Source organism: Streptomyces bambusae (genome assembly GCF_019400985.1).
GTDB lineage: Bacteria > Actinomycetota > Actinomycetes > Streptomycetales > Streptomycetaceae > Streptomyces > Streptomyces bambusae_A.
The window spans coordinates 1-12,200 of record NZ_WTFF01000228.1 but is presented as its reverse complement, the minus strand read 5'-3'; the positions used below and the strand labels follow the sequence as shown (position 1 = coordinate 12,200).

Genomic DNA, 12,200 nt, shown 5'->3' with positions numbered 1-12,200 from the left:
GCTCCTGACCGGGCGTGGGTGCGCAGCTCCCGACTGGGCGCGGCCGGGCACCCGTACCGGCCGGGCACCCGTACCGGCCGGTGGCCTGCAGCCAGTCGGCCGGCACCCGCGGCCAGTCGGGCGGGGCCCGGTGGGGTGCCGCCGTAGGCCCAGGGCAACCGGGCCGACGTAGGCCCGCCGCCCGGGGGCGGCCGTCGTAGGGCCGCCGCCCGGGCAGTGCGTCCCGTCAGGACGGTGACGTCCAGATGTACGGGGTCGTCTCGCCCAGGACGCTGAAGCCGAGGCGTTCCAGGATCGGGCGGCTCTCCGACGAGGCGTCCACCTGGAGGTAGGGGACGCCGCGGCGGACGGCCTCGTTCGCGCGGTGGGCCACCAGCGCGCGGTAGATGCCCTTGCCGCGCCACTCCGGGGCCGTGCCGCCGCCCCACAGGCCGGCGAAGGAGCCGCCCGGGCGGATCTCCATGCGGGCCGCGCTCACGGGGCGGTCGCCGGCCATCGCCACCACCGCCACCATCGTGTCCGGCGCCTCGGTCAGGCGGGACAGCAGGTGGTGGCGGACCATGGGGCTGCCCGAGCCGAAGGCCAGGCGGCGCGCCTCCATCATCAGGTCCACGCCCGCCTCGTCCGTCACCTCGACCAGGCGCACCCCCTCCGGCGGGGCCGGCTCGGCCGCGATCGCCGCGGCCGGGGCCGCCATCAGGGTCTCCAGGGGCTCCGGGACCAGGCCTGCCGCGCTCAGCCGGGCACCGAGGTCGGCCGGGCGGTCGTGCGCGTACAGCTTCCACTCGAACTCGCGCGCCCCGCTCTGCGCGAAGTACTCCACCTGCGCCGCGATCTCCGCGTCCGCCGTGTCCTCCCGCAGGTCCGACCAGAGGATGCCGTTCCAGCCCGGGGCGGGGCACACGTGCCGTACGACGGTGTCGGTCCGCTCAACCCGGGCCCCCGGCCGGTCGGTCACGGCGTTGCGCCGCGCTTCGGCGTCGTACAGGTCGCGCACATGCGTTTCATCGGTCATCCTCCAAGATCATCAGGTGAAGGCCGGGGCGGCAAGTGCGTTAGCCTGCCGGTGTATGAGTGATCACCTGATGTCCGGAACGTCCACCGCGGCCACCGGCGCCGACCTTGCCCTGGCCGCTGGCCCTGCCCCCGCCGCCAGCACTGCCGGCGTCACCGCCGGCGTCCACGTCGGCAAGGCCGCGGCCGACGCCGCCCTTGACCGCGGCTGGCTGCTCGGGCACTTCAAGGACCCCGAGGACCCCCGGCACAGCAAGGACGTCGAGATCAAGTGGGGCGTCCACCCGCGCGGCGAACGGCGCGCGCAGTGGGTGCGCGGCGAGGACCGCACCGCGCTGCTCGTGCTGATCAGCGGGCGGTTCCGGATGGAGTTCCCCGGCCGGGACGTCGTCCTCGCCGAGCAGGGCGACTACGTCGTCTGGGGCCGGGGCGTGGACCACAGCTGGGAGGCCGAGGAGGACGCCGTGGTCCTCACCGTCCGCTGGCCCTCCGTACCCGGGTACAAGGTCGAGCAGGACACCTCGGGCGAGTAGACCGCCCGCCCTCGGCCGGTAACGCGGCGATGGCCCGGCCGGTAACGCGGCGACGGCCCGCCCGGCGGCGCGTTCGGCGGCGCCGCTGTGAGGCATCCCCCCTGTGACGATGCACACGAAACGGACCAACGATCACGAAATGCTGCGATCGTGTCGCGGAATGGCCGCAAGGCCGGAAGGCCGGACGGCCCGGAACCACCCAGGGAGACCCCCTCGGGCGCGCGCCCGGGTCGCGTTCATGTGTTCTTCGTGTCGGGCGAGCGTCGTACCCCGGTGAAGATCCGAACCAGGGAGAGCTCGTCCGTTGGCAGCAATCGCACGGTGGTGCATGCGGCACCGCCTCGTCGCCGTCCTGATCTGGCTCCTCGCCCTCGGCGCGACCGCTGCCGCGGCTGCCACCGCCGGCCCCGCCTTCTCCAACGACTACGACGTCCCCGGCACCCGGTCCGCCAAGGCCGCCGCGCTGCTGCGCGAGGGCTTCCAGGGCCTCGACGGTGACACCGACACCGTGGTGTGGCGCACGCCCGAGCACCAGAACGCACGCACCCCGGACGTCGAACAGCGCATGAGCCGCGCCCTGGGCGCCATCGCCCAGCTGCCCGGCGTGGCGTCCGTGGCCGGCCCGTACACGCCCGAGGGCGCCGTACAGATCAGCGCCGACGGGCGCACCGCGTACGCCGTCGTCACCTTCGACAAGCTGGCCGACGCCGTGCCCAAGGCCCAGGCGAGCGCGGTCGTGGACGCGGCCAAGAACCCGGACACCGAGCGGGACGGCCTCCAGGTCGAGCTCGGCGGCCGCGCCGTCGGCCTCACCGAGGCGCCCGGCGCGCACCTCGCCGAGGTCATCGGGGTGGCCGTGGCCGGGGTGGTGCTGTTCCTGGCGTTCGGCTCGCTCGCGGCGAGCCTGCTGCCGCTGGCGACCGCCCTGGTCAGCGTGGGCACCGCGTACGCCGGCATCACCCTGCTCGGCCACCTGATGCCGGTGGCCGACTTCGCGCCGATGCTCGGCACGCTCGTCGGCCTCGGCGTCGGCATCGACTACGCGCTGTTCATCGTGACCCGGCACCGCAAGGGGCTCAGGCAAGGGCTGGGGGTGGCGGAGGCGGCGGAGCAGGCCGTCGCCACCACCGGCCGGGCCGTGGTCTTCGCCGGCGCCACCGTCTGCACGGCCCTGCTCGGCATGCTGGTGCTGCGGCTGGACTTCCTCGACGGCGTGGCCCTGGCGGCCTCCCTCACCGTGCTCCTCACGGTCCTCGCCTCGGTGACCCTGCTGCCCGCCCTGCTGTCCTTCATCGGGATGCGCTCGCTGTCGCGGCGGGAGCGCCGCACGCTCGCCGAGGAGGGCCCGCGGCCCGAAGCGCCCACCGGGTTCGCCGCCCGCTGGTCCGCGTTCGTCGAGAGGCACCCCAAGCTGCTCGGCGCGGTCGCCGCCGTGGTCATGGCGGTCCTGGCCCTGCCCGCCCTCTCCCTCCACCTGGGCACCTCCGACCAGGGCAACAACCCGGCCCACTCCACGACCCGCAAGGCCTACGACCTGCTGGCCGAGGGCTTCGGGCCCGGTATGAACGGCCCGCTCACCGTCGTCGCCCGCCTCGAAGGCGCCGGCGACCGGATCGCGCTGGCCCAGCTCGGCGAGGCCCTGCGGGAGACCGAGGGCGTCGCCGCCGTCGGCCCCGCGCTGGTCAACCGCAGCGGGGACACCGCCGTGCTGGCCGTCGTACCCGACTCCTCCCCGCAGTCGCGGGCCACCAGCGAGCTGGTCGACCGGCTGCGCGACGACGTCGTCCCGCGCGCCGAGCACGGCACCACCCTGGACGTCCACGTCGGCGGGGTGACGGCCGCCTACGACGACTTCGCCGAGGTGATCGTCGGCAAGCTGCCGCTGTTCGTCGGTGTCGTCGTCGCCCTCGGGGGTGTGCTGCTGCTGCTCGCCTTCCGCTCGATCGCCGTCCCGCTCAAGGCCGCCGCCATGAACATCGCCGCCGTCGCCGCCTCCTTCGGCGTCGTCGTCGCCGTCTTCCAGTGGGGCTGGGGCAGCGAGCTGATGGGCCTGGGCAGCGCCGGGCCGATCGAACCCTTCCTGCCCGTGATCATGGTGTCCGTCCTCTTCGGGCTGTCCATGGACTACCAGGTCTTCCTGGTCAGCCGGATGTACGAGGAGTGGCTGGCGACCGGGGACAACCAGCGGGCCGTGCGCGTCGGCCTCGCCGAGACCAGCCGGGTCATCAACTCGGCCGCGGTGATCATGATCTCGGTCTTCCTGGCCTTCGTACTGAGCGGCGACCGGATCATCGCGCTCTTCGGCATCGCGCTCGCCGTGGCCGTCGCCCTCGACGCCTTCGTGCTGCGCACGCTGCTCGTCCCGGCCCTCATGCACCTGCTCGGCGGCGCCAACTGGTGGCTGCCGGCCTGGCTGGAGCGCCGGCTGCCGCGGATCAATATCGAGCCGCCCGAGCAGCTGCCGCGTGCGACACTTCCCGCACAGCGGCCGGGCGCGGACGATCCCGCGCCGGCGGCCGCTGCGCACCGGTAGCCGCGCCACCGTACGAAGGAAGCCGCACGCATGTTCTCGATACCCCTGGCCGACGACGCCGTCCTCTTCCCGCTGGAGGTGTGGCACGCCGAGGAGTTCTTCGCCCACATCGAGCGGGGCCGCGAGTACATCGGTGAGTTCGTCCCCTTCCCGGACCGCTCCAAGGACCTGGAGGGCGCGCGGAACCTGCTCGGCGGGAACGCGCACAAGGCCGCCGACGACGGCGTACGGCTCTACGGCATCCGCCTCGACGGCACGCTGGTCGGCGGCGTCCTCTTCGCCGCGTTCGACGCGGCCGGCGGCAACGCCGAGATCGGCTGCTGGCTGGAGCCGGCCGGGGTCGGCAAGGGCCTGGTCACCAAGGCCTGCCGGATCCTGCTCGACTACGCCTTCACCGAGCGCGGCATCCACCGCGTGGAATGGCACGCGGCCTCCGGCAACAAGCGCAGCCTCGCCGTGGCCGAGCGCCTGGGCATGACCCGCGAGGGCGTGATGCGCCAGAACCACCTGCACCGGGGGGTCCGCCAGGACACCGAGATCTGGGCCCTCCTCGCCGACGACTACCGGGCACAGGGCCAGGGCTGCCGCCGGCGCTGACGGGCACTGCCCCGGCTGACGCCGGGTCGCTGCGTTCGGTGCCGGTGCCCGGTGCCCGGGTCGCTGCGTTCGGCGCCCGGCGCCCTGCGCTGACGGGCACTGCCACGGCTGATACCCGGTGCCCGGGCCGCTGCGTTCGTTGCCCGGCGCCCTGCGCCCACGGGCACTGCCACGCCTGATACCCGGTGGCCGGCGCCCGGGTCGCCGCGTTCGGTGTCCGGCGCCTGGCGCCGACGGCACTGCCACGGCGGGCGCAGGGTGCTGACGGTCACTGCCATGGCTGATGCCCGGTGGCCGGCGCCGGGGTCGCCGCGTTCGGTGCCCGGCGCCTGGCGCCGACGGCACAGCCACGGCTGGCGCCTGGCGCTGACGGCACTGCCACGGCTGACGCCGGGTCGCTGCGTTCGGTGCCGGTGCCGGTGCCGGTGCCCGGTGCCTGGGGCGCTGCGTCCGGCGTTGACACCCGGCGCCTGTGCCCGCCGGTCCGGGCGCCCGTGCCGTTGACTCTGCAGTCGCGCCGCCGGCCCGCGCCCTCGGCCGCCTGCCGCGCTTCTCAGCCGGCTCTCATGCGGGGCGCCTACGGTGCCCCGCATGGACCTCACCAAGACCGCAGCCCCCGCCAACCCCGCCGAGCCGGACGCCGAGCCGGCCCGGGCCGACCGGCTCGCCGATGCCGCCGGACCCGCCGGACCCGCCGGGGCCGGCGAGGCCGCCGAGGAGCTGGAGGGTACGAAGGGGACCGGGGGCACGGTCGGCGCCGAGGCCCTGGACGGCACCGAGGCCCCGGAGGGTGCCGACTCCGCGGACCGCCCGAACGGCGCGGACCGCGCGAACGGCGCCGACGGCGCGGACGACCTCGGCCCCGACCTCGACCTCGTAGAGGAGGAGCGGCCCACCGGCGTCCGCTCGGCGGCCTCCGCCGTCGTCGCCGCCGGGCTCGGCCTGGTTGCGCTCAGCGGGACCTGGGTCTCCCGGGTCCTCGCCGAGCGCCAGACCCTCATCGGGCAGATCGAGTCGGTCACCGCCACCAGCACCGAGGCCAAGATCGAGGCCCTCTACGGCAACGCCTGGCACCTCACCGCCCTGGTCAACGGGATATTCTCCGCCCTCGCCCTGCTCCTCGCCGTCCTCGTGCTGCTGCGCCCCGCCTTCGGCGAACCCGGCCGGGTCCACCCCACCTGGGTCAGGGCAGTCGCCTGGGCCGCGGTCGCGCTCGGCGCCCTGGGCGTGCTGGTCTTCGGCCTGATGTACCTCGACGTCCTCACCCCGCTCCCCACGGCCGCCTGAGCCCGCCGCAGGCCCCTGCCCCGGCTGCCCCCGCGCCGGGCAGGGGGGCGCCGCCCCGGGCCACCCCGGCCCCCGGCGGCCTCCTAAGCGCCCGCGGGCTCTCCTAAGCACCCGCGCCGTCCCCTAAGTACCGCCCCGGGCCGCCTTAGTCCGACACTCAGGACGCCCCGCGCCCGCCTAAGGACCCCCGCCCCGTACACATGCGGCATGCGCCCGATGTGCCGGTACCCCCTGGGGCGCGAATCTTGGATCACACCGAACGAGGTGCCCGAGAAACCACCCAGGGAGAACGAGATGTTCGAGTACGAGATCGCCATCGCCCGCCGCGCCGACCTCATCCGCGAGGCCGACAGCTACCGGATGGTGCGCAAGGTCGAGGCCGCCCGCCGCCACGGACGCGGCAAGGACGGCGAGGGGAGGACGATCGACCTGCGCAGCCTCTTCGGCCGCGTCGCCTGAGCGGCGTCGTGGCTCACGCGACCTGACACGTGATGAGAAGCGCACTGTCGACGAGTGCCGCACACCAGGAGCCGTGTGCGATGCTCGGCCCCGTGGAGACCCGATCTGTCAGCCCGGTGTTCGTCGGCCGCGCCGACGAACTGGCCGTCCTCACCGACGCCTTGTCCAACGCCGCCGGCCACGAGCCGCAGGCCCTGCTCATCGGCGGGGAGGCCGGCGTCGGCAAGACCCGCCTCACCGAGGAGTTCGTCTGCGAGGCGACCCGGCGCGGAGCCGTCGTGGCCGTCGGAGGCTGTGTGGAGATAGGGGCGGAGGGACTTCCCTTCGCCCCCTTTTCCACGGCCCTGCGCTCCCTGCGCCGCCAGCTTCCCGACGAGCTCGCCGCCGCCGCGGCCGGCCAGGAGGGCGAACTCGCCCGGATCCTGCCCGAACTCGGCGAGACCCCGCGCGGCCCGCACGACGAGCAGAGCACCGCCCGGCTCTTCGAACTCACCGCCCGCCTGCTGGAGCGGATCGCCGCCGACCGGACGGTCGTCCTCGTCCTGGAGGACCTGCACTGGGCGGACACCTCCACCCGGCACCTCCTCGCGTACCTCTTCCGCACCCTGGGCCGGGGCAGCCTCGTCGTCGTCGCCACCTACCGTGCCGACGACATCCACCGGCGCCACCCGCTGCGCCCCCTCCTCGCCGAACTCGACCGGCTGCGCACCGTCCAGCGGATCGAACTCGCCCGCTTCAACCGGGCCGAGGTCCGCCGCCAGCTCGCCGGCATCCTCGCCACCCAGCCCGACGAGGCACTGGTCGACTCCGTCTTCGAACGCTCCGACGGCAACGCCTTCTTCGTCGAGGAACTCGTCGCCAGCATGGGGAGCGGCTGCCGCACCGGCCTCACCGAGTCCCTGCGCGACCTGCTGCTCGTCCGCGTCGAGGTGCTGCCCGAAGCCGCCCAGCGCGTCGTACGGATCGTGGCCGAAGGCGGCTCCACCGTCGAGTACCCGCTGCTGCTGGCCGTCTCCCGGCTCACCGAGGACGAACTGATCGAGGCGCTGCGCGCCGCCGTCGGCGCCAACATCCTGCTCGCCACCCCGGACGGCGACGGTTACCGCTTCCGGCACTCCCTGGTCCGCGAGGCCGTCAGCGACGACCTGCTCCCCGGCGAGCGCTCCCGCGTCAACCGGCGCTACGCCGAGGCCCTGGAGGCCGACGACACCCTCGTACGCGCCGAGGAACGGGTCATCCGGCTCGCCAGCTACTGGTTCTGCGCCGGCGACCCCGCCAAGGCGCTGCCCGCCGCGCTGGACGCCTCCGTGGCCGCCCGCCGCCGGCACGCCTACTCCGAGCAACTGCGGCTGCTGGAACGGGCCATGGACCTGTGGGACAGCGCCCCGCAGGACGTCCGCGAGGTGCTGCGCCCCGTGGACTACACCGAGGTCTACCCGCCGTGCGGCTGCGACCCGGCGACCACCCCGCTGGTCCGGCTCGACCTGCTCGCCGAGGCCACCCTCGCCGCCCGGTTCGGGGGCGAGCGCGAACGCGCCCTGAAGTTCACCAAGCTGGCCCTGCGGATGCTGGAGGACGAGCCCGACCCGCTGCGCGCCGCCTGGTTCTGGACCGAGCGCTCCCGCCTCGTCTCCAGCCTCGCCCGTGGCGACGGCTGGGAGGAACTGGCCGTCGCCCAGGAACTCGTCCGCGGCCTGCCCCCGTCGCACGTGCACGCCGAGGTGCTGATGCGCGTGGCCGGCTGGGGCATGCTCCACAACCCCGGCCCCGACAACCTCGCCGCCGCCGAGCGTGCCGTCGAGTACGCGCGCATGGTCGGCGCCCAGGAGGTCGAACTCGACGCCCGGGTCACCGTCGGCTCGCTGCTCACCGAGGCCGGCGACCCCGCGGGCGGCCTCGCCGCCCTCCACGAGGTCAAGGACCGCGCCGCCGCACTCGGCTTCACGATGATCGCGGGCCGGGCCCACATCAACCTCACCTCCCTGCTGGAGAGCATGGGCCGCTCCCGCGAATCGGTGGAGCTGGCCGAACACGGCGTCCAACTCGTCAGCAAGGCCCGGCTGCTCGACGTGGAGTCCTGGATCAGCGGGAACATGGCCGAGAGCCTCTACAGCCTCGGGCGGTGGGACGAGGCCGCCGAGGCGGCCGAGCGCACCCTGCGGGCGGGACAGAGCGCCGCACCCCGCGGATCCGCCGCCACCCGCCTCGCCCACCTGGCGCTGGCCCGCGGCGAACTGACCGAGGCCGCCCACCAGCTCGCCGCCGCCCACGCCCACTTCGGCACCCACGACACCCAGCCCCAGCACCGCATACCCCTCTACCGCCTCGCCGTCGGCGTCGCGGCGGGGGAGGGGCGGATCGCCGACGTCCGCTCCGAGCTCGCCGCGGCCGTCGCCGACGGCTTCCCGCTCGGCCACCACCGCTACGCCTGGCCGCTGCTGCTCGCCGCCGTGTCCGCCGAGGCCGACGCGGTCGGCCTGCCCGCCGCGGAGGCCGGCCGGGCCGCCGCCCTGGACACCGTCCGCGCCGCCGCCCGGACCCTCGCCACGCCCTTCCCGGTGTGGACCGCCCACGCCGAGTACGTACGGGCCGAGCTGCTGCGGGCCGAGGGCCGCGACGGTGTCGACGACTGGCGGTCCGTCGAGGCCGCCGTCCGCCCGCTGGAGCGGCCGTACCTGCTGGCCAGGGCCCGCCACCGGCTCGCCGAGGCGCTGCTGGCCGCGGGCGGCGACCGGGCGCAGGCCGGGCTGCTGGTACGCCAGGCGCACGCCGCGGCGGACCGGCTCGGCTCCCGGCGGCTGCGCGAGGACCTGGCCCTGCTGGCCCAGCGCGCCCGGCTCCCGCTCGTCGACGCCGACGAGACGGTCGAGGCGGAGGCGGAGACCGACCCGGTGGAGGCGCTCGGCCTGACCAGCCGGGAACGGGACGTGCTGCGGCTGGTCGCGGCCGGCCTCAGCAACCGCCAGATCGCCGAGGAGCTGTTCATCTCCCCGAAGACGGCGAGCGTCCACGTCTCGAACATCCTGGCCAAGCTGGGCGTCGCCGGCCGCGGCGAGGCAGCCGCCCTCGCCCACCGCCTCCGCCTCTTCACCCCGGCGGACCAGCCCACGGGCTAGCGGACCGGCCCACCGGCTAGCGGACCGGCCCGCTGGCTTGCGGACCAGCCCACCGGCTAGCGGACCGGCCCGCTGGCTTGCGGACCGGCCCACCGGCTGCTGGACCTGCCCACCGGCCGGCGGACCGTGCCCGCCCGCCCGTCAGCCGCGGGCGGGGCCGCCGGGCTGCTGGGCAGCGCAGCTCTCGGCGACCGTGTCGGCGAAGGCCCGGGCGAGCGGCGTGAGCGCGTCCCAGCGGCGGACCGCCCACCCGACCGGCAGCGGCGGCAGCGAGGGCACGGGGACGAGCCGCAGCGGCCCGTCACCCGGCGCCCGCAGCCCCGGTACGGCGGGTACGACGGTGTGCCCGAGGCCGAGTTCGGCGAGCAACAGCGCCGTGTCCCAGTCCGCCACGCTCGTGTCCGAACCCACCCGTACGCCCAACTCCGTGAAGGCCGCGTCCAGCCGGGCACCGGAGATGGAGTTCGGCGGCAGCCGGACGAGGCGGATGTCCGTGAGGTCGGCGGCGTCGATGGCCGACCGGGCCGCGAGCGGGTCGTCGGCGCGCACGGCGAGCACCCAGGGCAGGTCGACCACCGGCCGCTGCTCGATGCCGGGAACCGCAGGGCCGATGGTGATCCACGCCAGGTCCAGCGTGCTCGCCAGGAGCGCGTCGAAGCAGCGGCGGCTGGAGGTCTCGGTCCGGAACTCCAGGCTCACCCCGGGGTGGCGCCGCCGGAACCCGACGATCGCCTCGGCCATGAAGTGCCGGACGGTCGCGCCGCCGGTACCGACCCGCACCGAACCGCCCTCGCCCCCCGCCAGCTCGCCGAGCCGGCGCAGCGCCCGGTCCAGCCCGGTGATCCCGTCGGCGGCGGCCTCGTAGAGGATCCGCCCGGCCGCGGTCGGCACCACGCCGCGCGGCCTGCGCTCCAGCAGCCCCACCCCCGTCTCCCGCTCCAGCCGCTTCACGTGCTGGCTCACCGCCGACTGCGTACGGCCCAGCTCCCGTGCCACGCCGCTCAGGCTCCCGGCCCGGCACACGGCCACGAACACCCGTAGATCGTCCAGAGTCATATCACCCAAGCTAGACCTTGGGTTTGGGCAAGAAAACCCCAGGATTGACTGGCCCCCCGCCGGGGCGGGAAGATCACACCGGGCCCAGGCGGCAACCCTGTCCGGTGTCCGCGACCGGATCCGGAGCCGGTCGCGAACACCGGACGGGTGCCGACCACTCCAACCCGGCCGCGCGCCCCCGACTCCAACCCGGCCGCGCGCCCGCGACTCCGACTACGCGCCCCGCTTCCGACCGCTTGCACTCACCCCCGACCGTCCGCCCCCACCTCCGACAGCTGCTCGCACCTCCGACCGTTCGCAGTCATCTCCGAACTCAGCTCGCACTCCCGACCGTTCGCAGTCATCTCCGAACTCAGCTCGCACTCCCGACCGTTCGCAGTCGCCTCCGAACTCAGCCTGCACTCCCGATCCTTCGCCCTCACCCCCGACCTCTGCCCTCACCCCGACCTCTGCCCCCACCCCCGGCCCCCACCCGGGACCACCCGCCCCGAGCCGGCGGACCCGGTTCCGCCGGCGCCGGGCGCCCCTCAGCGCACGGTCAGTGTGAGGATGCGGTCGTCGCCGTCCTGTGGGGTGCCGCGGCCGTCCGTCTCGCTCGTGACCAGCAGCAGCTTGTCCCCGCCCAGGGCGACCACCGTCCGCAGTCGGCCGTAGGTGCCGGTCAGGAAGGCCTCCGGCTCGGCGACGGGCCGGTCGCCGGCCAGCGGGATGCGCCACAGGCGCTCGCCTCTCAGGCCCGCCATCCAGACCGAGCCCTCCGCCCAGGCGATCCCGCTGGGCGAGGCGTCCTCCGTGCGCCACTGGGCCACCGGGTCCTTGGATCCGGGTCTGCCCGCCCTGCCCTCGGCCTCCGGCCAGCCGTAGTCGGCGCCGGGCTCGATCAGATTGAGCTCGTCCCAGGTGTTCTGTCCGAACTCCGCCGCCCACAGCCGCTTGTCCCGGTCCCACGCCAGACCCTGCACATTGCGGTGGCCGTACGAGTACACGAGTGAGCCGGGATCGGGATTGCCCGGGGCGGGTTTGCCGTCCGGGGTCATCCGCAGGATCTTCCCGCCGAGCGACTTCCTGTCCTGGGCCAGGCCGCGGTCGCCGGTCTCGCCCGTCCCCGCGTAGAGCATCTTGTCCGGGCCGAAGGCGATCCGACCGCCGTTGTGCACCAGGCCCTTCGGGATGCCCCGTACCACCGTGTCCGGGGCGCCCAGTTGCTGTCCGGGCGCTCTGCGCTCGTCGTAGAGCATCCGGGCGATCCGGTTGTCGGAGGCCGTCGTGAAGTACGCGTAGACCAGCTTGTCCGAGGCGTACGACGGTGAGAGCGCGAGGCCGAGCAGCCCGCCCTCGCCGCCCGGCGCCACCCCGGGCACCTCGCCGATCGGTGTCACCTTGCCCGTGCGCGTCTCGACCCGGCTGATCGTCCCCCGGTCCCGGGAGGCGACCAGCAGGTCGCCGTCCGGCAGCGGGGCCAGGCCCCACGGCGACTCCAGACCGCGGGCCGCCTCGCCCGACACGGTCACCGCCCCCTTGGCCGGCGGCGCCGAACCCCCTGGGGTGGGGGTGGGGCTCTGCGCAGCCGTGCCCGGTGGTGGCGCCGTGCCCGCCGTGCCCGCC

The 12,200-nt window shown here is 74.9% G+C and carries 9 protein-coding genes; 6 read left to right on the top strand and 3 right to left on the bottom strand.

The genetic code is table 11. The features are described from left to right. Positions 1 to 226: 226 nt before the first annotated feature. Positions 227 to 1,015, bottom strand: coding sequence for a GNAT family N-acetyltransferase (locus tag GPJ59_RS25920; protein WP_219670109.1), 789 nt, complete (start codon positions 1,013 to 1,015; stop codon positions 227 to 229). Between the two features lie 55 nt (positions 1,016 to 1,070). On the opposite strand from GPJ59_RS25920, the gene GPJ59_RS25915 reads away from it, so the two are divergent. From GPJ59_RS25915 to GPJ59_RS25890, 6 genes are all read left to right on the top strand, one after another. Then, positions 1,071 to 1,547: a signal peptidase I gene (locus GPJ59_RS25915; protein WP_258024915.1), complete on the top strand. Its 477-nt coding sequence runs from the start codon at positions 1,071 to 1,073 to the stop codon at positions 1,545 to 1,547. A gap of 304 nt (positions 1,548 to 1,851) precedes the next feature. Continuing rightward, positions 1,852 to 4,080: an MMPL family transporter gene (locus GPJ59_RS25910; RefSeq protein ID WP_219670108.1), complete on the top strand. Its 2,229-nt coding sequence runs from the start codon at positions 1,852 to 1,854 to the stop codon at positions 4,078 to 4,080. Positions 4,081 to 4,110: 30 nt separating this feature from the next. Then, positions 4,111 to 4,677, top strand: coding sequence for a GNAT family N-acetyltransferase (locus GPJ59_RS25905; RefSeq protein ID WP_219670107.1), 567 nt, complete (start codon positions 4,111 to 4,113; stop codon positions 4,675 to 4,677). Between the two features lie 591 nt (positions 4,678 to 5,268). Beyond that, complete coding sequence (locus tag GPJ59_RS25900) at positions 5,269 to 5,964, top strand: hypothetical protein (protein ID WP_219670106.1); 696 nt, start codon at positions 5,269 to 5,271, stop codon at positions 5,962 to 5,964. A 294-nt stretch (positions 5,965 to 6,258) separates the two neighbouring features. Then, positions 6,259 to 6,423, top strand: coding sequence for a hypothetical protein (locus GPJ59_RS25895; RefSeq protein ID WP_219670105.1), 165 nt, complete (start codon positions 6,259 to 6,261; stop codon positions 6,421 to 6,423). An 80-nt stretch (positions 6,424 to 6,503) separates the two neighbouring features. Next, positions 6,504 to 9,539 carry a helix-turn-helix transcriptional regulator gene (locus tag GPJ59_RS25890; RefSeq protein ID WP_219670104.1) on the top strand — a complete coding sequence of 1,012 codons (3,036 nt, stop codon included), beginning with the start codon at positions 6,504 to 6,506 and terminating at the stop codon, positions 9,537 to 9,539. Positions 9,540 to 9,680: 141 nt separating this feature from the next. On the opposite strand, the gene GPJ59_RS25885 is transcribed toward GPJ59_RS25890, so the two are convergent. Next, positions 9,681 to 10,595, bottom strand: coding sequence for a LysR family transcriptional regulator (locus tag GPJ59_RS25885; protein ID WP_219670103.1), 915 nt, complete (start codon positions 10,593 to 10,595; stop codon positions 9,681 to 9,683). A 527-nt stretch (positions 10,596 to 11,122) separates the two neighbouring features. Next, the coding region (locus GPJ59_RS25880; protein WP_219670102.1) for a PQQ-dependent sugar dehydrogenase at positions 11,123 to 12,200 on the bottom strand (1,078 nt) is incomplete at its 5' end.

Coding starts and splice junctions, on each gene's coding strand:
- GPJ59_RS25920 (WP_219670109.1), bottom strand. CDS start 1,015: ATGACCGATGAAACGCATGTGCGCGACCTGTACGACGCCGAAGCGCGG.
- GPJ59_RS25915 (WP_258024915.1), top strand. CDS start 1,071: ATGAGTGATCACCTGATGTCCGGAACGTCCACCGCGGCCACCGGCGCC.
- GPJ59_RS25905 (WP_219670107.1), top strand. CDS start 4,111: ATGTTCTCGATACCCCTGGCCGACGACGCCGTCCTCTTCCCGCTGGAG.
- GPJ59_RS25900 (WP_219670106.1), top strand. CDS start 5,269: ATGGACCTCACCAAGACCGCAGCCCCCGCCAACCCCGCCGAGCCGGAC.
- GPJ59_RS25895 (WP_219670105.1), top strand. CDS start 6,259: ATGTTCGAGTACGAGATCGCCATCGCCCGCCGCGCCGACCTCATCCGC.
- GPJ59_RS25890 (WP_219670104.1), top strand. CDS start 6,504: ATGCTCGGCCCCGTGGAGACCCGATCTGTCAGCCCGGTGTTCGTCGGC.
- GPJ59_RS25885 (WP_219670103.1), bottom strand. CDS start 10,595: ATGACTCTGGACGATCTACGGGTGTTCGTGGCCGTGTGCCGGGCCGGG.